This window comes from Mycobacterium sp. IS-1496, from assembly GCF_001499995.1.
In the GTDB taxonomy this organism is placed as follows: Bacteria; Actinomycetota; Actinomycetes; order Mycobacteriales; family Mycobacteriaceae; genus Mycobacterium.
Window position 1 is genome coordinate 84,113 of the sequence record NZ_LQIU01000001.1, and the last position, 19,788, is coordinate 103,900.

18 protein-coding genes and 2 pseudogenes are annotated in these 19,788 nt (G+C 67.7%); 9 read left to right on the plus strand and 11 right to left on the minus strand.

The window, feature by feature from the left end; translation table 11 throughout:
• Position 1 precedes the first annotated feature (1 nt).
• Together AU195_RS00410 and fadD12 are read left to right on the plus strand one after the other, a co-directional pair.
• On the plus strand, positions 2 to 832 hold the full coding sequence (locus AU195_RS00410) for a lysophospholipid acyltransferase family protein (protein WP_059157087.1): 831 nt from the start codon (positions 2 to 4) through the stop codon (positions 830 to 832).
• A complete protein-coding gene (fadD12, locus tag AU195_RS00415; protein WP_059157088.1) occupies positions 829 to 2,472 on the plus strand; it encodes an acyl-CoA ligase FadD12 in 1,644 nt (547 codons plus the stop codon). Before AU195_RS00410 ends, fadD12 begins: the two co-directional genes overlap by 4 nt.
• Here the strand turns inward: fadD12 and AU195_RS00420 are convergent.
• The 3 genes from AU195_RS00420 to AU195_RS00430 all read right to left on the minus strand — a co-directional run bounded on the left by AU195_RS00420 (position 2,469) and on the right by AU195_RS00430 (position 5,869).
• Positions 2,469 to 3,923: a WS/DGAT/MGAT family O-acyltransferase gene (locus AU195_RS00420; protein ID WP_059157089.1), complete on the minus strand. Its 1,455-nt coding sequence runs from the start codon at positions 3,921 to 3,923 to the stop codon at positions 2,469 to 2,471. The genes fadD12 and AU195_RS00420 overlap by 4 nt on opposite strands.
• A gap of 172 nt (positions 3,924 to 4,095) precedes the next feature.
• On the minus strand, positions 4,096 to 4,932 hold the full coding sequence (locus AU195_RS00425) for a mycofactocin-coupled SDR family oxidoreductase (RefSeq protein ID WP_059157339.1): 837 nt from the start codon (positions 4,930 to 4,932) through the stop codon (positions 4,096 to 4,098).
• Between the two features lie 217 nt (positions 4,933 to 5,149).
• The gene (locus tag AU195_RS00430) at positions 5,150 to 5,869 is read right to left on the minus strand and encodes a TetR/AcrR family transcriptional regulator (RefSeq protein WP_059157090.1); all 720 of its coding nucleotides are present in this window, start codon (positions 5,867 to 5,869) and stop codon (positions 5,150 to 5,152) included.
• A gap of 121 nt (positions 5,870 to 5,990) precedes the next feature.
• Here AU195_RS00430 and AU195_RS26430 point away from each other — a divergent pair.
• The 3 genes and pseudogenes from AU195_RS26430 to AU195_RS00440 form a co-directional block, all read left to right on the plus strand.
• Positions 5,991 to 6,653: pseudogene (locus AU195_RS26430) on the plus strand (acyl-CoA dehydrogenase family protein); the annotation flags it as partial.
• A 57-nt stretch (positions 6,654 to 6,710) separates the two neighbouring features.
• Positions 6,711 to 7,172: pseudogene (locus tag AU195_RS26435) on the plus strand (acyl-CoA dehydrogenase family protein); the annotation flags it as partial.
• Positions 7,173 to 7,181: 9 nt separating this feature from the next.
• The gene (locus tag AU195_RS00440) at positions 7,182 to 7,964 is read left to right on the plus strand and encodes an enoyl-CoA hydratase (RefSeq protein ID WP_059157092.1); all 783 of its coding nucleotides are present in this window, start codon (positions 7,182 to 7,184) and stop codon (positions 7,962 to 7,964) included.
• Positions 7,965 to 8,036: 72 nt separating this feature from the next.
• Here the strand turns inward: AU195_RS00440 and AU195_RS00445 are convergent, their stop codons facing one another.
• From AU195_RS00445 to AU195_RS00480, 8 genes are all read right to left on the minus strand, one after another.
• Positions 8,037 to 8,924, minus strand: coding sequence for a type IV toxin-antitoxin system AbiEi family antitoxin (locus AU195_RS00445; protein WP_059157340.1), 888 nt, complete (start codon positions 8,922 to 8,924; stop codon positions 8,037 to 8,039).
• Between the two features lie 163 nt (positions 8,925 to 9,087).
• A complete protein-coding gene (locus tag AU195_RS00450; protein ID WP_172800444.1) occupies positions 9,088 to 9,864 on the minus strand; it encodes an acyl-CoA dehydrogenase family protein in 777 nt (258 codons plus the stop codon).
• A gap of 23 nt (positions 9,865 to 9,887) precedes the next feature.
• Positions 9,888 to 11,009, minus strand: coding sequence for an acyl-CoA dehydrogenase family protein (locus AU195_RS00455; RefSeq protein WP_059157094.1), 1,122 nt, complete (start codon positions 11,007 to 11,009; stop codon positions 9,888 to 9,890).
• Positions 11,006 to 11,452, minus strand: a complete 447-nt coding sequence (locus tag AU195_RS00460) for a nuclear transport factor 2 family protein (RefSeq protein WP_059157095.1) — start codon at positions 11,450 to 11,452, stop codon at positions 11,006 to 11,008. Before AU195_RS00460 ends, AU195_RS00455 begins: the two co-directional genes overlap by 4 nt.
• On the minus strand, positions 11,436 to 12,662 hold the full coding sequence (locus tag AU195_RS00465; RefSeq protein ID WP_059157096.1) for a metal-dependent hydrolase family protein: 1,227 nt from the start codon (positions 12,660 to 12,662) through the stop codon (positions 11,436 to 11,438). The genes AU195_RS00460 and AU195_RS00465 overlap by 17 nt, the downstream gene beginning before the upstream one ends.
• A gap of 82 nt (positions 12,663 to 12,744) precedes the next feature.
• Positions 12,745 to 13,074 carry a hypothetical protein gene (locus tag AU195_RS00470; RefSeq protein WP_059157097.1) on the minus strand — a complete coding sequence of 110 codons (330 nt, stop codon included), beginning with the start codon at positions 13,072 to 13,074 and terminating at the stop codon, positions 12,745 to 12,747.
• Complete coding sequence (locus AU195_RS00475; RefSeq protein WP_059157098.1) at positions 13,067 to 14,416, minus strand: aromatic ring-hydroxylating oxygenase subunit alpha; 1,350 nt, start codon at positions 14,414 to 14,416, stop codon at positions 13,067 to 13,069. The genes AU195_RS00470 and AU195_RS00475 overlap by 8 nt, the downstream gene beginning before the upstream one ends.
• Positions 14,417 to 14,422: 6 nt before the next feature.
• On the minus strand, positions 14,423 to 14,953 hold the full coding sequence (locus tag AU195_RS00480; protein ID WP_059157099.1) for a carboxymuconolactone decarboxylase family protein: 531 nt from the start codon (positions 14,951 to 14,953) through the stop codon (positions 14,423 to 14,425).
• Positions 14,954 to 15,189: 236 nt separating this feature from the next.
• On the opposite strand from AU195_RS00480, the gene AU195_RS00485 reads away from it, so the two are divergent.
• The 4 genes from AU195_RS00485 to AU195_RS00500 are packed head-to-tail and all read left to right on the plus strand — an operon-like array spanning position 15,190 to position 19,733.
• A complete protein-coding gene (locus tag AU195_RS00485) occupies positions 15,190 to 16,488 on the plus strand; it encodes an amidohydrolase family protein (RefSeq protein ID WP_157530976.1) in 1,299 nt (432 codons plus the stop codon).
• A gap of 50 nt (positions 16,489 to 16,538) precedes the next feature.
• On the plus strand, positions 16,539 to 17,756 hold the full coding sequence (locus AU195_RS00490; protein ID WP_082702914.1) for an acyl-CoA dehydrogenase family protein: 1,218 nt from the start codon (positions 16,539 to 16,541) through the stop codon (positions 17,754 to 17,756).
• A gap of 1 nt (position 17,757) precedes the next feature.
• Complete coding sequence (locus AU195_RS00495) at positions 17,758 to 18,525, plus strand: SDR family NAD(P)-dependent oxidoreductase (RefSeq protein WP_059157100.1); 768 nt, start codon at positions 17,758 to 17,760, stop codon at positions 18,523 to 18,525.
• On the plus strand, positions 18,525 to 19,733 hold the full coding sequence (locus tag AU195_RS00500; RefSeq protein WP_059157101.1) for a CaiB/BaiF CoA transferase family protein: 1,209 nt from the start codon (positions 18,525 to 18,527) through the stop codon (positions 19,731 to 19,733). The genes AU195_RS00495 and AU195_RS00500 overlap by 1 nt, the downstream gene beginning before the upstream one ends.
• The last annotated feature ends 55 nt before the right edge of the window (positions 19,734 to 19,788 follow it).

Genomic DNA, 19,788 nt, shown 5'->3' on the forward strand with positions numbered 1-19,788 from the left:
GATGAGCGACGAAGATCGAGGCGAGGGCAAGCGGGTGCCGCCCGACCGGCCGGAGGTCGCGAAGTGGGATCCGGAATTCACCGCGGCGATCGCGAAGACGGTCGGTGCCGCGATCAGACGCTACTTTCGCTCGGAGGTCCGCGGTCTGGACACGATGCCGTCCGCCGGCGGCGCACTCGTGGTGTCGAACCACTCCGGGGGCATGCTCACACCCGACGTCCTGATCTTCGCCCCGGCCTTCTACGACGAGTTCGGCTTCGACCGGCCGGTGTACACGCTGGCGCACTACGGTGTGTTCGTTCCCCCGGTGGGCAGCCTGCTGCGCCGCGCGGGGGTGATCGAGGCCAGCCGCGAGAACGCGGGAAACGCGCTGCGCTCGGGCGCGGTGGTGCTGGTGTTCCCCGGTGGCGACTACGACTCCTACCGACCCACGTTCTCCGAGAACAAGATCGACTTCGCCGGCCGGACCGGCTATGTCCGCACCGCGATCGAGGCCGGTGTGCCGATCGTGCCGATGGTGTCGATCGGCGGACAGGAGACCCAGCTCTTCCTCGCCCGCGGTGACTCGCTGGCCCGGCGGCTGGGGCTCAAGAAGATCCGCATGGAGATCCTGCCGGTCAGCATCGGCTTCCCGTTCGGACTGTCGGCGATCTTCCCGCCCAACCTGCCGCTGCCGTCGAAAGTCGTGACCAGGGTGCTCGAACCGATCGACATCGCCGCACAATTCGGCGAGGATCCGGACGTGGACGAAGTCGACAGGCATGTGCGCACGGCGATGCAGGAGGCGCTCGACGAGCTCGCGCGCGAACGCCGATTCCCGGTGATCGGATGAACCCGGTGCTGGGCGACACCGCGGCCAAGGTGGGCGCAAGCCTCGGGCTGATGCAGACGCTGTGGCGCGCCCGCCTCATCGCCCCCATGCGTCCGGACCGCTACCTGAAGATGGGCGCGGCCGTGCGCCGGGTCGGCGTGACGGCCACGGTCGGTTTCGCCACCGCGGCGCAGCGCTGCCCCGACCGGCCCGGGCTGATCGACGAACGCGGTGCGTTGACGTTCAAGGAACTCGACGACGACTCGGATGCGCTCGCCGCAGCGCTGCAGGGCCTGCCCGGCGGAACGCCGGGCACGGTCGCGATCATGTGCCGGAACCACCGCGGGTTCATCGAGGCCCTGTTGGCCGCCAACCGCATCGGCGCGAACGCACTCCTGCTGAATACCTCTTTCGCCGGCCCGGCCCTGGCCGAGGTCGCCGAACGCGAGGGCGCCGACGTCGTGATCTACGACGAGGAGTTCGGCGAGACCGTCGAACGCGCCCTGGCCGGTCTGCCCGACGCCGTCCGCATCGTCGCCTGGACCGACGAGCCCGGCAGCGCCGAGACCACCGTGGACGGCTTGATCGACGCGCACCGGGGCCGGCGCCCCCCGCCCGCCGAACGCAGCAGCGAGATCATCCTGCTGACCTCGGGGACCACCGGAACCCCCAAGGGCGCCAAGCGTTCTGCGGGCAGCGGCGGCGCGGGCGACCTCAAGGCCGTGCTGGACCGGACGCCGTGGCGCGCCGAGGAGACCACCGTCATCGCCGCGCCGATGTTCCACGCCTGGGGCTTCTCGCAGCTGTTGTTCGCCGGACTGCTGGCGTGCACCATCGTCACCCGTCGCCGGTTCGACCCTGAGGCCACGCTGGCTCTGGTCGACGAGCACCGGGCCACCGGGCTGATCGTGGTGCCGGTGATGTTCGACCGCATCATGGACTTGCCCGACGAGGTGCGGGCGCGCTACAGCGGCCGGTCGCTGCGGTTCGCGGCCGCCTCCGGGTCGCGGATGCGGCCGGACGTCGTCACCGCGTTCATGGACCAGTTCGGCGACGTCATCTACAACAACTACAACGCCACCGAGGCCGGCATGATCGCCACCGCGACACCCGCCGACCTGCGTGCGGCACCCGACACCGCGGGCACGGCCGCCGACGGCACCGAGATCCGCATCTTCGATCCCGAGTTCCGCGAGCTGCCCCCCGGCGAGACCGGCAGCATCTTCGTCCGCAGCGGCACGCTGTTCGACGGTTACACCTCCGGTTCGACGAAGGACTTCCACGACGGCTTCATGTCCTCGGGGGACGTCGGATACCTGGACGAGAACGGCCGGTTGTTCGTGGTCGGCCGCGACGACGAGATGATCGTCTCCGGCGGCGAGAACGTCTATCCGATCGAGGTCGAGAAGACCCTCGCCGCGCATCCCGGGGTCGCCGAGGCCGAGGTGCTCGGGGTGGACGACGAGAAGTACGGTCAGCGCCTCGCCGCGTTCGTGGTGCCCGCAGCCGGGGCGTCGATCAGCGCCGACGAGCTCAAGGAGCACGTGCGCGACAACCTGGCGAATTACAAAGTGCCGCGCGACATCGTGATCCTCGACGAACTACCCCGCGGCGGTACCGGCAAGGTGCTGCGCAACGAGTTGCGTGCGCACCTCGACTAACCGACGGCGGCGGTGGCCGGCGCCATCGCGGTGTCGATCGCGCGCAGTTCCGCGGGCAGCCCTGCGGCCTCGCGGATCTCGACGAGCGCATGCACCATCGCGTCGGTCGCTTCGTGGATGTCTTTGAAGGTCTGATCGTCGGAGAGCACCGAGATGTCGACCTGGTCGACGTAACTCCACACCGTCATGTTGAAGGCGCTCGCCGGCGAAAGCACACCGACGGAATAGATCTCGGTGACGTCGGCGCCGCCGATGTGTCCGCGCTCGCGTGGGCCGGGCACGCTCGACACCGCGACGTTCATGATGCGGTTGTGCGCGGCGTGCTCGGACTGCCAGCGGAACGCGGTGGGCGCGACGGGTGGCGGCAGATACTCCATCATCCGGCCCTGCAGCCGCGGGCCGATCAGGTCGTGAACCTCCTTGGCACGCTTGGTGGCCAGCGCGGTCAGCCGCACCCGGCGCAACGGATCGTCGATGTGCACGGGCAGCGACACCGCCAGCCCGCTGATCTCGTTGCCGGTCACCCGGTCGGGGGAGCGGTCGGTGGCCACGGGCACCGACGCCAGCAGGGGCCGGTCGGCGCGGCCGTCGTAACGCAGCAGCAGTTCGCGTAGCCCGCCGGCGCTGATCGACAGCACCAGGTCGTTGAACGTGACCCCGAGGTGCCGGGCGGTCTCCTTCAGGTCCGCCAGCGACACCGAGGCGGTGGCGAAGGTCCGCCCGGGCGACACCACATGGTTGAGGAACGTCGGCGGCGTCCGGAACATCTTCGCCATCTCGTCGGCGCCATGCTGCTCGCGCCCACGCCGCCGGACCCGGACCATGCCGCGCACCGCCTCGCCCACCAGGCCGGGGAATTCGGCGGCCTTCTGCAGATGGTCGCGGCCCGCCTCGGCGAGCAACTGCGATTTCGTCGGGGGCTGACAGGTGGTGTACTCGTCGCTCTCGGGGGTCACGTCGCCGCCCGCCAGATCCATCAGCCGCGCCAGCAGGTTCGCCGACGCGACCCCGTCGGCCAGGGTGTGGTGCACCTTGCCGATCAGCGCGAACCGGTTGTCGGCCATGCCCTCTGCGAAGTAGAACTCCCACAGCGGCCGGTCCCGGTCGAGCGGCGTGCTGGCGATCCGCCCGATGACTTCGTCGAGTTCCCGGCGACCGCCGGGGGAGGGCACCGACACCGTGCGGACGTGGTAGTCCAGATCGACGTCGCAGTTCTCCTGCCACATCGGGTGGTGGAACCGCAGCGGGATGTCGACCAGTCGATAACGCAGCGGTTCGAGCAGATGCAGCCGGCGGGCGATGGTGCGCCGGAACACCGCGAACGAGTACGGGCTGTCGTGGGTGGCGTCGTAGGAGGTGGCGTCGATGATCGCCACCTTCAGGGTGTGGGTGTGCAGGTTGGGCGTCTCGCTGTACAGCAGCATCGCGTCCATGCCGTTGAGTCGCTTCACGCCCCACCTCCGTCCTCGCCCGCCCGTAAAAGGAGGTATCCCCGCAATGGCGAGAGTTCATGCAACCACCCTGGCGCGGTGGCTACGCCGGTTTTGCCGGAATGGACCCGCCGAGACCCGAACGCGAGCCGGGGACCCCGCCTGTGGCGAGGTCCCCGGTTGGCCAGAGGTGCTACTTCAGGCAGCTGCCGCCGTCGACGGGCAGCGTGACACCGGTGATGTAGCGGGCCTCGTCGGAGGCCAGGAACAGCACCGCGTTGGCGATGTCCTCCGGTTCGACCCAGCCGATCGGCAGCGTGTGCATCATCTGGCCGACGACCTTCATGTCCTCCGGGCCCGGGTTCTCCAGGTCGGGACGGAACAGTTTCATGGTGCCGTCGTTCATGAACAGCGGCGTGTTGACGTTGGTCGGGTGTACGGAGTTGACGCGGATGTTCTGCGCGCCCAGCTCGACCGCGAAGGTCCGCATCAGGCCCACCACACCGTGTTTGGCCGCCACGTAGTGGCCGGTGTGCGGGTAGGCCTTGAGGCCGCCGACGGAGCTGGTGAGGATGATCGAGCCGCCGCGGCCGCCGGCGAGGATGTGCGGCACACCGGCCTTGACCGTCTTCCACACACCGCCGAGGTTGACGTCGATCATGTCTTCCCAGTCGCCCTCGCTGGTCTTGTCCAGCGTCTCACCGCCGTTGCCGATCCCGGCGTTGGCGACGATGATGTCCAGCCGGCCCAGCTGCTCGACACCGGAGTCGACGGCTGCCTTGAGCGCGTCGAAGTCGCGGGTGTCGACCTCGGCGGTGTAGATGCGGCGGTTGAGTCCCTTGACCAGATCGGCGGTCTCGGCGAGATCCTCGGGCGTCGACAGCGGGATCCGGACGCTGTCGATCTGCTTGCAGATGTCGACGGCGATGATGTCGGCGCCCTCCTGCGCCAGCCGCACCGCGTGCGCGCGGCCCTGCCCGCGGGCCGCACCCGTGATGAATGCGACTTTGCCTTCTACCCGTCCTGCCATCGGTTCCTCGATTCCTCGTTCGGTCATGCGCTGTGCACCTGCTCAGCACCTTCCCACCGGCACCCAATTGTGTCAACGCCGCCCTCACATCGGGCAATTTCTACTATCCGCTTAGTAGAACGGCGTTTTCGCGAGAATGCGCAGAGCGATCCACCGCACCGATGAGGAAGGTGTCGACCGTAGGTAACTGGGTTCGCCTGCGTGCGGCGGCGGTGTGCTAGATCTTGGCGAATCCGTGCGCGACGAAATCCCAGCACTCGTCGGCGGTGATCGGGTGGATGGAGCCGTCGTCGGCGCCGCCGCTGGACTGGGCCACGAACATGACGGTCTGCATGGTCATCGCGGCCATCCGCTTGGGGTTGATGCCCTCGCGCAGTTGCCCGGCGGCGCTGGCCTCCTCCATCAGCTCGGCCAGCAGCACGAGCAGGGGGGCGTGCGCCACCTTCACCTCGGCCGGATGGGAGACCAGGAGGCGGGGTGCGAAATCGGTGAACAGTGGCCGTTTGGCGGCGGGATCCGGCCGTGAAGTCTCGAAAAGCAACTGAATCGCCACTTTGAGGCGTTCGATCGGATCGGTGTGGCTGGCGGTGGCCGCGCGGATCTGGTCGGCCGACCGGCTCAGCGCGTCCTCGAACAGGGCCAGCAGCAGCTCGTGCTTACCGTCGAATTGCAGATAGAAGCTGCGCAGCGACTGACGCGACCGGTCGACGACCTCCTGCACGGTGAAATCCGTGCTGCCCTTCTCGATGATGATCGCCTGAGCGGCGTCGAGGAAGCGCTGAACGCGCTGCGCGGCGCGCAGTTTCGCGGTCTTGATCGACCGCTCGACGGCCCGCTGCTTCCACGCGGGCTCTTCGCTGGGTGTACTCACCGGCAGCTCGTGGCCTGGCCGATTCGGGAGAACATGGATGAACTGTACCGGAGAACGCCTGGGCATTGTGGTCCTGGCCCCCCTCGCGGCCCACGTGTCGGAGATTGTGCCTTCCTCATGACGAGAATAGTATTCTCACAATACGCATTAGAGAAGCGTTTCTCCAGAGAGCGACCCCGGGAGTGCCGTGCAACTGACTTTCGACGCCGACGTCGAAGCTTTCCGGGCCGAGTTCGTGGCGTTCCTCGACGCCAACCAGCCCGACGAGGGGGAAGCGACCCAGCGCCCGCGGTCGTCGGCGGACCTGCCCGACTGGGCGCGCCGCTGGCAACGCCTGCTGTTCGACAACGGCTGGCTGCTGCCCGGCCATCCGCCGGAGTTCGGCGGCCGCAACGCCACCATCCTGCAGCAGTACGCCTATCAGCTGGAACTGTCCCGGCGCCGCATCTACCACAGCTTCAACCCCCAGGGAGTGGGGATCATCGCGGCGTCGCTGATCTCCTTCGGCACGCCCGAACAGCAGCAGAAGTGGGCGGTGCCGATACTGCGCGCCGAGATGACCGCCGCGCTCGGCATGAGCGAACCGGGCGCCGGGTCCGATCTCGCCTCGCTACGGACCAGGGCGGTGCGCGCACCGGACTCCGGGCACTACGTCGTCAACGGGCAGAAGGTGTGGACGTCGGGGGCCAGCGAAGCCGACGTCCTCCTCACGTTCGTGCGGACGGACCCGGACGCGGCCAAACACCGGGGGATCAGCGTCCTGATGATCCCCACCGATTCGCCCGGCGTGATCCGCCGGCCGTTCGCATCGATCTGTGATGCCGGGGAACTGGACTTCAACGAGGTCTTCTTCAACGACGTCGAGGTGCCCGCGGAGAACCTGATCGGTCCCGAGAACGACGGGTGGCGGGTGGCCAACGGGTCCCTCGGGCATGAGCGCACGATGCTGTGGCTGAGCTACGCCGACCGCCTGCAGGACCTCGTCGACGACTTCCCGGTGCACACCGCGCTGGACCGCGACCGCTACGCGACGATGGTCATGGACTCGATGGCGCTGCGCCTGCTGGGTTCGGTCGCGCTCGCGAGGGCGGCCAGGGGAGTCGACGACGCCGCGGCGCTGTCGGTGCTCAAGCTGCTCGGCTCCGAGGCCGGACAGACGGCCACCGAACGCGCACTGGAGGCCGTCGGCGTCGACGGCCTGGCCCACCCCACCACCGTCGGGCCGTGGACCCCGCTCAACCTCGACGCCTACTCGTGCGGGTGGTTCGAGCGCTACACCCGCACCTTCGCCGGCACCATCGCCGGCGGCACATCGGAGATCCAGCGCAACATCATCGCCCAGCGACTGCTCGGGTTGCCCAGGAATTAGAGGAGAGACGTGTACATCGACTACGAGGTCGCCGACCGGATCGCGACCATCTCGCTGAACCGGCCCGACGTCGCCAACGCGCAGAACACCGAACTGCTCGACGAACTCGACGCGGCGTGGACGCGGGCCGCCGAGGATCCCGAGGTGGTGGTGATCGTGTTGCGCGCCAACGGCAAACACTTCTCCGCCGGTCACGATCTGCGCGGCGGCGGTCCGGTGCCGGACAAGATCACCCTCGAGTTCATCATCGCCCACGAGTCCAAGCGCTACCTCGAGTACACGCTGCGCTGGCGCAACGTGCCGAAGCCCTCGATCGCCGCGGTGCAGGGCCGCTGCATCTCCGGCGGTCTGATGCTGTGCTGGCCGTGCGATCTGATCATCGCCGCCGACGACGCGCTGTTCTCCGACCCGGTGGCGCTCATGGGTATAGGTGGTGTCGAATACCACGGCCACACTTGGGAATTGGGCCCGCGCAAGGCCAAGGAGATCCTGTTCACCGGCCGTCCGCTGACTGCCGAGGAAGCCGAGCGCACCGGGATGGTGAACCGGATCGTGCCCCGCGAGGACCTCGACACCGAGACCCGTGCGCTGGCCGAGCAGATCGCCACGATGCCGCCGTTCGCCCTGCGGCAGGCCAAGCGGGCGGTCAACCAGACCCTTGACGTGCAGGGGTTCTACGCGGCCATCCAGTCGGTGTTCGACATCCACCAGACCGGCCACGGCAACGCGCTGAGCGTCGGCGGGTGGCCGGTGCTGGTCGATCTCGACAAGATGAAGAGCACCGTCAAGTAGCGTCCGCTCTTCACCGCGAGCGTGCGTGTTCGCGCACGGCACACCGGGTGCTCTACGGCCGCTTCGGCACGCTCACGCGGCGCGAGCGTGCCGAAGCTGCGCATGGATCCGCGCCACGAACTCGTTCGCCCGGTAGCGGACGTCGTCGAACACGATCGGGATGACGACCCAGCCGACGTCCATCAGCGCGGCCTGACGGCGACGATCGCGCCGCATGGCGTCCGTACCGCAGTGCCAGTCGAGCCCGTCGTACTCCACCGCGACGCGACGGTCCGGCCACGCGAAGTCGACCCGCCGCAGTTCGCCGTTACCGTCGACGATCTCGAACTGCAGCTCGGGAATCGGCAGATCACCGTCGATCATCGCGAGCCGGGCTTCGCTCTCCATGGGCGATTCCGCGCGCGGGTCGGCCAGCGGCAACAGGTTACGGACGTTGACGATCCCACGGCGGCCGGCCTGTTCCATCGCGGCGCTCCACAGTTGGCCGCGGTTGACGACTCCGGTGCGCAGTGCGGCGTCGAGGGTGGCCAGTGCACGTGGACGGCGCAGGCCGCGGGCGACCTCGATCGCTGTCCACGCCGGCGCCGTCGCCCAGCGGTCACCGGCCTTCACCAGCGGGGCGCCGTCACGCCGGTGCACCACCAACCCGTCGACGGGACGCAGTTGGTGGCCCGGCGGATTGAGCACGTGCAGTTCGTCGGGCTCCTCGTTGTCGAAGCCGAACAGCGCCGCCGCGGTCGCCAGGCACACCGCCAGTGTCACACCGCTGGTCAGGTCGAGCCCGCGTAGCCGTGCCTCGTCGGTCGGCTCACCGAGACAGTAGACGCCGTGCCAGATGCGCTCGACGTACTTGCGCTTGAGCACCGCGTCGAACTCGTAACGCGATGTGTGACTGAGGATTTGACCGCTGGTGGCCACGCCGCCTTGGCGCTCGAAGATCTGCAGGAGGTCGGGGTTCATGCTGGCCATCGTCAGTCCGGCCGCAGACCTCCGGAAGCCCCGACGATGCCGGCTGTGGATGAATCAGCGGCTGTGCACGGTCGCTCACGCGCGACCGTGCACAACCTGCTGCGATATCCGCGGCGCGTCGTGTGCAGACCCGCACGCTCGCGGAGAAAGGCGACTAGAGGTTCGCCAGCCGGGGTGCCGAGCCGCGCGCCCGCAGACCCGCGCCGGCCCTGCGCGCGAGTTCCTTTGAGCTGCCCAACAATCCGTCGAGCACCAGCGCCCGCTTCACGTGCACGTGCAGGTCGTGCTCCTCGGTGAACCCGATGCCGGCGAGCACCTGCTGGCAGTTCCTGGCCGCCGTCAGCGCGGCCTTGCCCGCGGCCGCCTTCGCCAGCAGCGCGGTCAGGTCTGGGTTCTCCGAGCCGGGCAGGGTCAGCGTCGCCTCGGCGCCCTCGATGGCCACCAGCGTCTCGGCCAGCCGGTGCCGCACGGCCTGGAACTGGGCGATCGGCTTGCCGAACTGCACCCGGTCGCGTGCGTGCGTGCAGGCCAGCGTCAGCATCGCCCTGGCCGAACCCACCAGCCACCAGCCGACCGCCAGGCGGGCCTCGGCCACCCGGATCGGATAGCCCTCCTCCTCGCGGCGCAGCGGCAGTCCGCCCAGCGTCGAGTTCGGGGCCGTCCCGATCCGGTCCCACACCACCCACGCGTTGCCCGCGTACGGCAGGGGCAGTTCCACGGTGTCGCCGATCGTGTTCCCGGTCGCATGCAACACCACGTCCACGAGAGCCGATGCGTGCGAACCGGTTTCACCGAGCAGCCGGAACACCAGCGGCACCGCCGTCTCGGGCATGTCGGTCAGCATCTCGGCCCAGCCGAGTTCGGTGAGCGCAGCGTCGAGATCGGGGCCCGACGACGACAGCATGGTCTTGCGCAGTGACGCTTCGAGCATGTCGAGTGACTGCTGGTCCACGATCACTCCTTCCCGAGGTCGAGCAGGCGGCGGGCGATGATGTTGCGCTGCACCTCGGCGGTGCCGCCGTAGATGGTGGCCGCCCGTGAGTACAGGTACTCGGTGCGCCATTCGGTGTCGTCGAGTTCGACTGCGCCGGGCAGCAGGTCACGCGCGGTGTCGTAGAGGAGTTGTTCGGCGCCGGCCAGCAGCACCTTGTCGATCGACGTGTCCGGCCCGAGCCGCCGGCCGTCGGCCAACCGGTGCTGGGTGGCGCGGGAACGGCAGCGCAGGGTGTGCAGCGCCAGGTACACGTCGCCCATGTCCGCGTCCACGGCCTGGCCGATCCGCTTGACCTCACCGATGAGCGCGTCGAACCGCGAGTAGAGGTAGGCGATGCGCTGCCAGAAACACGTGGAGCGTTCGTAGGGCAGCAGGTCCATCGCCAGCCGCCAGCCGTCGCCGGGCTTGCCGAGCATCCGGCTCGCGTCGACGGTCACGTCGTCGAAGTAGACCTCGCAGAACTCGTCGACGTCGTGCATGGTCCGCAACGGCCGCACCGTGATGCCGGGGGTGTCGAGGTCGACGAAGAAGGCCGTGATCGCCTCGTGGTTGGGCGTATTCGCATCTCCCGTACGCGTCAGCAGGATGCACCGGTGTGAGTACTGCGCGAAGCTGGTCCACACCTTCTGGCCGTTGATGACCCACTTGTCGCCCTGCTGCACCGCCCGGGTGGTCAGCGACGCCAGGTCGCTGCCGGAGCCGGGTTCGGAGAAGCCCTGGCACCACTGTTCTTCGCCGCTGAGCAGTTTCGGCACCATCTCGGCGGCCAACTCGGCCGACGCGTAGTCGATCATCGTCGGCGCCAGCACCTCGAGCATCGAGTACGGCCCCGGTTCGGCCAGTCTGCGGCCCACCACCTCTTCGCCGACGATGGCCCGCAGGATCGCCGGGCCGCCGAGTCCGCCCGCGCTCTCCGGCCAGCCGTACCGCATCCAGCCCGCGTCGTAGAGCGCCCGCTGCACCCGGGCGAACTGGCGGATGTGCCCCTCCAGGGAGTGGTCGTCCGTGGGTGTGAGGTCGTTCTCGTCGAGCCAGCTTCGAAGCGCCGAGCGGAACGCGGCCGGCTCCAGCAGGTCGGTCATCCGGCCTCGGGCCTTCCGATCGCGTGGGGGCGACCGGAGTCGTGGTCGCCGTTGCGCCGGATGAAGGTCATGGCCCGGGTACGCAGTCGCCAGCCCCCGTCGGTGCGCACATAGGTGTCGTTGTAGTACCCGATGCGCATGTCGTGTTTGGAGTGCTCGATGAAGCACAACGGCTGTGTGCCGGTGGCCTTGTCGGGGTCGTCGGGGTCGAGGGTGACCAGCGACGTGCCGGTCATGAACAGACCCTTGGGGGCGGCGTCGACGAGTTCGGGAAAGCGGGCCAGCGTGTAGGTGGAGCCGAACGCGCTGTAGGTGCCGTCGGGGGTGAACACCGAGATCAGCCCGTCGATGTCACCCTGGGTGATCGTGACGGCGTACTTGGCCAGCAACTGCTGGATCTCGACGTGGTCGGCGAGACGCGATTCGCTAATGGGCACTGTCATTCTTGAAGACCTTTCCGCCTTTCATGACGAAGTTCACGTTCCGGGTGACGGCGATGTCGGACAACGGATCTCCCGGCACGGCGATGATGTCGGCGAGCAGTCCCTCGGCCAGGCGGCCGCGGTCGGTGACGTCGATCAGGTCGGCGGCCACCACGGTAGCGGCCCGCAGCACCGCAGCCGGGGGCATACCCCAATCGACGAGGGTGACGAGTTCGTCGGCGTTCTTGCCGTGCGGGATCGCCGGTGCGTCGGTGCCGACGGCGATCTTCACCCCGGCCTCGTACGCAGCCTTGATCGACGTGCGGGCCTTCGGGAACATCTCGGCCGCCTTGGCCTGCAACTCCGGCGGCGCCTTGGACACGTCCATGTACTCGGCCAGCCGCCGGGTCGTCACCAGGAAGCGGTCGTTGTCGACCAGCATCTGGATGGCCTCGTCGTCCATCAGGAAGCCGTGTTCGATGCAGTCGATACCGCATGCCACCGCGTGTTTGACCGCCTCGGCGCCGTGGGTGTGGGCGGCCACCCGCAGCCCGCGCCGGTGCGCCTCGTCGACGATGACGCGCAGTTCCTCGTCCGAATAGTGTTGCGCCCCGGCTTCACCCGTCAGCGACATGACACCGCCGGAGACGCACACCTTGATCAGCTGGGCGCCGTGTTTGATCTGGTAGCGCACCGCCTTGCGGATCTCGTCGACGCCGTTGGCGATGCCCTCCTCGACCGTCAACTCCAGCGCGCCGGGCATGAACGCCGCGAACATCGTGGGGTCCAGGTGCCCGCCGGTCGGCGTGATCGCATGCCCCGCCGGGATGACGCGGGGCCCGTCGATCCAGCCGGCGTCGATCGCCTTGCCGAGCGCGACGTCGAGCAGGTAGCCGCCGGTCTTGACGAACAGACCCAGGTTGCGCACCGTCGTGAACCCGGCGCGCAGGGTGCGGCGCGCGTTGCCCACCGCGCGCAGCACCCGGGTCGGGGGGTCGTCCTGCACCTGGGACAGGCCCGGGTTCTCGCCGCGCCCGCCCATCAGGAGGTTGACCTCCATGTCCATCAGGCCGGGCAGCAGAATCGAGTCGCCGAGGTCGATCACCTCGTCGCCGTCGCCCGGCGCGTCGCCGACCGAGACGATCCGGTCACCGTCGATTCGGACGATGCCGGGGCGGACGATCTCCCCGGCGTCGACGTCGACGTATCCGGCCGCCTTCAGTGTCAGCATGTTCGCGCCGACACTACGGTTGTTGACGGATTTTCGGTGATATTCCTCAAGAACCGTAGTCTCGACGATCCGTCACCCACCGTCAGACCACCGGCTCCTTGATGAGGTGGATGTAGGCCGCGCCGCTGTCGAGCACGCGCGGTTGCTTCCACACCTCGACGGGGAAGCTCACCATCACGATCGACTGACCCAGGTGCACAAGCGCCTTCGCGTCGTCGGGCATGCCCTTGAGCGGGAATCGCGCGTCGACGTAGACCATGATGTCCTCGAGTCGCGCCATGCCGGCGTCGTAGAGTTCCTGCATCTCCGCCATGGTCGAGTTGAGGCGCTTCTGGTAGCGCTCCTCCTCGGTGGGAAGGCACCAGTCGGCGAACCGCTCCAGATCGGCGAATTCCTCAGGCAGCTTAGGCATGTGCGGATTCCTTCTCGTCCTCGGTGGTGGCGGCGTGCTTGCCGTTCGTGGACCCGTTGCCGTTGCCGCCCGCGAGAGACGCCTTGTACCGGTCCACGTACTTGTGCGCCGTGTGGTGCAGGTGCCGCAGCAGGATCTCCTGGTCGCACAGCGGGAAGTCGAGTACGGCGCGGGTGCCGATCTGGGTCTGCGTGGCTTCCAGCGTGTTCGCGTCCTGGAACGCGTACTCCTTGAACGTCACCGCGGCCAGTTCCTGGGAGAGCCGTTCGCGCAGGTTCTTCGGCGGCACGAAGTACAGATCGGCCTCGAAGATGTGGGTGTCCACACCGGTCGGCCAGTAGTTGTACGTCAGATACCAGCCCGGCACCCAGAACAGCAGGGTGAAGTTCGGGAAGAACTCGAACGAGTCCTGGCCCCAGGTCTTGTGGCGCCCGGGGTTGATGGCCGGCGGCAGCTCGTCGGGCAGGATGCCCTTGATGTCCGGTCGGTCCCAGGGTCCGAACAGGCCGCTGTGCAGGATCCGCTCGATGGGCTTGACCATCTTCAGGTCCTTCGGCGGGCTCATGCCGCCCCAGGACGAGATCATCGAGTGATCGCCCTTGATGTCGTAGTGCAGCGCCTCGAAGCCGAACTTGGCCAGCTTCTCGGCCTCCTCCTTCTCCGCCTGCTTCATGTGCAGGATCGGTGCGTGGTAGAACTCGACGAACGCGTCGATGAACAGCTTCCAGTTCGACCTGACCTCCGAGCGATAGCTGTAGTGCTCGGTCATCTCGTGGAACGGATAGCCCTTCAAACCCTGGCCGAATTCGCCCAGGTACTCCTCGAGCGAGACCGCGTCGTCGTCGAAGTTGACGAAGATGAAGCCCTCCCACACCTCGCAGCGCACCGGCTTGAGCGGGTAGTCCTGCTTGTCGAGGTCGAAGAACTCCTGCTCCTGCTGCACGAACGTCAGGTCACCCTTGAGGCTGTAGCGCCAGGCGTGGTACTTGCAGACGAACTGACGGCAGCTGCCGGAGACCTCTTCGCCGGGGTAGTCGCTCCACACCAGCTTGTTGCCGCGGTGGCGGCACAGGTTGTAGAACGCGCGGACCTGGTCACCGTCGTTGACGATGACGATGGATGTGCCGGGGCCCACCGAGGGCATCTCGCGGGTGAAGTAGCTGCCCTTCTTGGGCGTCTGCTCCACGCGGCCGACCTTGAGCCAGGTCTTCCGGAAGATTGCCTGCTGTTCGAGCAGCCAGTGATCGGGGTTGATCGAGTCCTCGTAGTTGACCGGCGCCGTGCCGAGTTCCGGCCAGTTCTCGGTCCAGCTACCGGCGGCCGGTTTGGGGAAATGTGCCACGGTTCGTTACCTCTCCTGGTCGGGTTCTACGCCGAATGTGTTGATGGCCATGGCCAGTGCGCCATAGCAGCCGATGGTGAAGACGAGGTCCATGCGCTGACGCTCGTCGAGGTGGGCGCTGAGTGCGGCCCACGTGTGATCGGAGATGTTCGCCTTCTCCTGCAGCTGATCGACCGCGTCGAGGACCGACTGGTCGAGCTCGTCGCCACCCTCACCGCGGGCGGCGCCTTCGATGGCCGCGTCGCTCAGCCCGACCTGGCGGCCCATCGAGACGTGATGTCGCCACTCGTATTCCGAGCCGAGCAGATGCGCGACGCGCAGGATCGCGAGTTCGCGCAGTCGCTCCGGAAGCGTCGAGCGGAACAGCAGGTGGACGTTGAAGCGCAGGAATGCGCGCGTGAGGCTCGGGTGATGGGCGAGCGTGGCGAGCAGGTTCCCTGCTCCCTCCGGGGTGAGGCGCTCTTCGGGGAGCATCACCGACAGTGCGCGCCGCACGTCGTCATCCCACTCATCCGCCGGCAGCGGGGCCAGGCGCACAGGCGTCTCCTCTCAAGGGCGAGAATCAGGTTCTCATTTCTGACTAACAGGTTTCCACAAAGGTGCATGATGGTCAACACGCGGGCATGAGCGCACCGGGACGTCCCGGTCGGCGGCATGGCGCGCAAACTGCGTCAATTGTTCACCGACATTGATTCTCCCGTAGTGAGAAGATAGTTTTCTGAGTGGGAGAACCTCGCCGGAGCACGCAGCCGCTCGACGGAAGGACTAGAGCCGTGAAGCACGACGACATGATTCTGATCAGCGTGGACGATCACATCATCGAACCGCCGAACATGTTCAAGAACCACCTGCCGGAGAAGTACATCAACGACGCGCCCCGGCTGGTGCACAACCCGGACGGCTCCGACACCTGGCAGTTCCGTGACACCGTCATCCCCAACGTCGCGCTGAACGCGGTCGCCGGCCGGCCGAAGGAGGAGTACGGCCTCGAACCGCAGGGCCTCGACGAGATCCGCAAGGGCTGCTACGACCCGAATGAGCGCGTCAAGGACATGAACGCCGGCGGCGTGCTGGCCACGATGAACTTCCCGTCGTTCCCCGGCTTCGCCGCGCGACTGTTCGCCACCGAGGATCCGGACTTCTCGCTGGCGCTGGTGCAGGCCTACAACGACTGGCACATCGACGAGTGGTGCGGCAGCAACCCCGGCCGCTTCATCCCGATGGCGATCCCGGCGATCTGGGATCCCGAATTGTGCGCCAAGGAAATCCGGCGGGTGGCGGAGAAGGGCGTCCACTCGCTGACGTTCACCGAGAACCCCTCGACGCTGGGCTACCCGTCCTTCCACGACCTCGAGCACTGGAAGCCGATGTGGGACGCCCTCGTCGACACCGAGACGATCATGAACGTGCACATCGGTTCCTCGGGCAAGCTGGCGATCACCGCACCGGACGCGCCGATGGACGTGATGATCACGCTGCAGCCGATGAACATCGTGCAGGCCGCGGCGGATCTGCTGTGGTCCGCGCCGATCAAGGCCTACCCGAGTCTGAAGATCGCGCTGAGCGAGGGCGGCACCGGGTGGATTCCGTACTTCCTGGACCGGGTGGACCGCACCTACGAGATGCATTCGACGTGGACGCACCAGAACTTCGGCGACAAGAAGCCCTCGGAGGTTTTCCGGGAGCACTTCCTGACCTGCTTCATCTCCGACCCGGTCGGGGTCAAGAACCGGCACATGATCGGCGTCGACAACATCTGTTGGGAGATGGACTACCCGCACAGCGACTCCATGTGGCCGGGTGCGCCGGAGGAGTTGATGGCCGTCTTCGAGACCTACGAGGTGTCCGACGAGGAGATCAACAAGATCACCCACGAGAACGCCATGCGGTGGTACCACTTCGAACCCTTCAAGCACATCCCGAAGGAGCAGGCCACGGTCGGTGCGCTGCGGAAGTCCGCCGAAGGCCACGACGTGTCGATCCGGGCCCTGAGCGCCCACAAGGACAGGAGCGGATCGAGCTTCGCCGACTTCCAGGCCAACGCCAAGGCGGTCACCGGCGCCCGCGACTGACGAACGGGCGGATTCACCGGTGCGGCCGACGATGGTCGCACCGGTGAGCCATGTGCGACAGCACATTTGCGACGAAAGAGGAGAACCACGTGTCGGGCGGCATGAATTTCGAACTGACCGAAGACCAGCAGCTGATCTACAAATCGGTCAGTGAGCTCGCCGCGAGGTTCGACGACCAGTACTGGATGGAGAAGGACTCCAACCACGAGTTCCCCACCGAGTTCTACGACGCCATCGCCGGCGGCGGGTGGCTCGGGATGACGATCCCCGAGGAGTACGGCGGCCACGGTCTCGGTATCACCGAGGCCACATTGCTCGCCGAGGCGGTGGCACGGTCCGGCGGCGGGATGAACGCGGCCAGCTCGATCCACATGTCGATCTTCGGTATGCACCCGGTGGTCAAACACGGCTCCGACGAGCTCAAGGCCCGCACGCTGCCGCGCATCGCCGGCGGCGATCTGCACGTGTGTTTCGGTGTCACCGAACCCGGTGCGGGACTGGATACCTCGCGCATCACCACCTTCGCCAGGCGCGACGGCGACAGCTATGTGGTCAACGGCAGGAAGGTGTGGATCTCCAAGGCGCTGGAGTCGGAGAAGATCCTGCTGCTGACCCGCACCACCCCGTACGACGAGGTCACCAAGAAGACCGACGGTATGACGCTGTTCATGACCGACCTCGACCGCGCGCACGTCGACATCCGCCCGATCCCGAAGATGGGCCGCAACGCGGTCAGCTCGAACGAACTGTTCATCGACGACCTGCGCATCCCGGTCGAGGACCGCGTCGGCGAGGAGGGCAAGGGGTTCTTCTACATCCTCGACGGGCTCAACCCCGAACGCATGCTCATCGCCGCCGAGGCGCTCGGTATCGGGCGCGTGGCGCTCGACAAGGCGGTGCGCTACGCAACCGACCGGCACGTCTTCGACCGCCCGATCGGGATGAACCAGGGGATCCAGTTCCCGCTGGCGGACTCGCTGGCGCGCCTGGACGCCGCCGAGCTGATGCTGCGCAAGGCCACCTGGCTCTACGACAACGGCAAATCGTGTGGGCGCGAAGCGAATACGGCCAAGTACCTGTGTGCCGACGCCGGTTTCACCGCCGCCGACCGGGCGCTGCAGACCCACGGCGGGATGGGCTACGCCGAGGAGTACCACGTCGCCCGCTTCTTCCGCGAGGCCCGCTTGATGAAGATCGCGCCGGTCAGCCAGGAGATGATCCTCAACTTCCTCGGTTCCCACGTCCTCGGCCTGCCCAGGAGCTACTGACATGACACACGGATACTTCGACCTCACCGGACGTGCCGCGATGGTGACCGGTGCGGGCGCGGGCGGCGGGATCGGCGCCGCCGTCGCCGCGGCCCTGGCCCAGGCCGGGGCGGCGGTGCTGGTCACCGACATCGACGGGGACGCCGCGGCCGCGGTGGCCGAGCGCATCCGCGCCGAGGGCGGTAAGGCCGATTCGTGCGCGCTCGACGTCGCCGACCGCGGCGCCGCCGACGCCGCCGCATCGCAGGCCGCGGGGCTCGGCGGCGGATCGCTGCACATCCTGGTCAACAACGCGGGGGTCACCGCCCCGGCGATGTTCCCGAAACTGACCGAGGAGGCGTTCCGGCTGACCTTCGACGTACACGTCATGGGCACGTTCCACTGCACGCAGGCCGCCCTGCCGTACCTGCCGACCGACGGCACCGGACGTGTCATCAACGTGACGTCGGCGGCGGGCCTGACCGGAACGCTCGGTCAGGTCAACTATTCGGCGGCCAAGGCCGGCATCATCGGGTTCACCAAATCGCTGGCCCGCGAACTGGCCACGAAGAACATCATGGTCAACGCCCTTGCGCCGCTCGCCGCGACGCCGATGACCGAGACGATCCGGACCAACGAGAAGTTCGCGGCCAACATGATGAACCGTATCCCGCTCAAGCGCTGGGCCGGACCCGAAGAGGTCGCCGGGGCGTTCGTGTTCATGGCGTCGGACGCCGCGTCGTACATCACCGGTCAGGTGCTGCCGGTCGATGGTGGCATGGTGATGTGATGCATTCCGACGCACCGCTGGCCGGTATCACCGTCGTGACACTGGAACAGGCGGTGTCCGCGCCGATGTGCACGCGGGTGCTCGCCGACTTCGGCGCGCGGGTGATCAAGGTCGAGAATCCCAATGGCGGCGACTTCGCCCGCCACTACGACGACGTGGTCCGCGGGCAGGCCGCCCACTTCGTGTGGGCCAACCGGGGCAAGGAGTCGCTCAGTCTCGACCTGAAGTCACCCGCGGGCATGGACGTCTTGCACCGCTTGCTCGACGGCGCCGACGTGCTGGTGTCCAACCTCGCGCCCGGCGCGATGGCGCGGATGGGCATCGGGGCCGCCGGCCTCAAAGAGCGGCACCCGCAGGTGATCCCGGTCGAGATCGACGGCTACGGCGCCGGCGGGCCGATCTCGCACAAGCGCGCCTACGATCTGCTGATCCAGGCCGAATCCGGCGCCTGCGCGGTCACCGGCTACCCCGGTATGCCCGCCAAACCCGGTCCGCCCGTCGCCGACATCTCGACGGGGCTCTACGCCGCGCTGTCGATCCTGGCGCTGCTCTACGCGCGCAAGGGGGACGGCGCCGAACCGGCCCCGGCCGTGGCGGTCAGCCTGTTCGACACGATGACCGACATCATGGGCTACCAGCTGACCTACACGCAGCACTCCGGGATCGACCAGCAACCGCTGGGGATGAGCTCACCGGCGGTCGCGCCGTACGGCGCCTACCCCACCCGCGACGGGCAGACCGTCGTGCTGGGCACCACCAACGACCGGGAGTGGCAACGGTTGGCGCGGGAGATCATCGAGCGTCAGGACCTGGCCGACGATCCGACGTTCGCGAGCAACTCCGACCGGTGTGCACACCGCGACATCCTCAACGAGGCGATCGGATCCTGGTGTGCGCAAAACGATCTCGCCCACATCCAGAAGAAGGCCGACGACGCCGGTATCGGCAACTCCCGCTACAACCTGCCCAGTGAGGTCGTCGGCCATCCCCATCTGAGCGCCCGGGACCGCTGGCGGCCGGTCGAGACGCCGGGCGGCGAGATCTCCGCGCTGCTGCCGCCGCCGGTGATCGAGGGGTTCGAGCAGCCCATGGGGGCGGTGCCCGGACTCGGTCAGCACACGGACGCGATACTGGGCGGGCTGGGCCTGTCCGCCGACGACATCGCCGCGCTGCGGGAGCAGGGCGCGGTCGGTCCGGCGTATGCGTAACCGGCACGCCCCGTAGTCGACACCCCCGGTCGACACGCACAGACCACTCAGGAGC

Coding starts and splice junctions, on each gene's coding strand:
- AU195_RS00410 (WP_059157087.1), top strand. CDS start 2: ATGAGCGACGAAGATCGAGGCGAGGGCAAGCGGGTGCCGCCCGACCGG.
- fadD12 (WP_059157088.1), top strand. CDS start 829: ATGAACCCGGTGCTGGGCGACACCGCGGCCAAGGTGGGCGCAAGCCTC.
- AU195_RS00425 (WP_059157339.1), bottom strand. CDS start 4,932: ATGGCAGGACGGGTAGAAGGCAAAGTCGCATTCATCACGGGTGCGGCC.
- AU195_RS00430 (WP_059157090.1), bottom strand. CDS start 5,869: ATGCCCAGGCGTTCTCCGGTACAGTTCATCCATGTTCTCCCGAATCGG.
- AU195_RS00445 (WP_059157340.1), bottom strand. CDS start 8,924: ATGAACCCCGACCTCCTGCAGATCTTCGAGCGCCAAGGCGGCGTGGCC.
- AU195_RS00450 (WP_172800444.1), bottom strand. CDS start 9,864: ATGCTCGAAGCGTCACTGCGCAAGACCATGCTGTCGTCGTCGGGCCCC.
- AU195_RS00455 (WP_059157094.1), bottom strand. CDS start 11,009: ATGACCGACCTGCTGGAGCCGGCCGCGTTCCGCTCGGCGCTTCGAAGC.
- AU195_RS00460 (WP_059157095.1), bottom strand. CDS start 11,452: ATGACAGTGCCCATTAGCGAATCGCGTCTCGCCGACCACGTCGAGATC.
- AU195_RS00465 (WP_059157096.1), bottom strand. CDS start 12,662: ATGCTGACACTGAAGGCGGCCGGATACGTCGACGTCGACGCCGGGGAG.
- AU195_RS00470 (WP_059157097.1), bottom strand. CDS start 13,074: ATGCCTAAGCTGCCTGAGGAATTCGCCGATCTGGAGCGGTTCGCCGAC.
- AU195_RS00490 (WP_082702914.1), top strand. CDS start 16,539: ATGTGCGACAGCACATTTGCGACGAAAGAGGAGAACCACGTGTCGGGC.
- AU195_RS00495 (WP_059157100.1), top strand. CDS start 17,758: ATGACACACGGATACTTCGACCTCACCGGACGTGCCGCGATGGTGACC.
- AU195_RS00500 (WP_059157101.1), top strand. CDS start 18,525: ATGCATTCCGACGCACCGCTGGCCGGTATCACCGTCGTGACACTGGAA.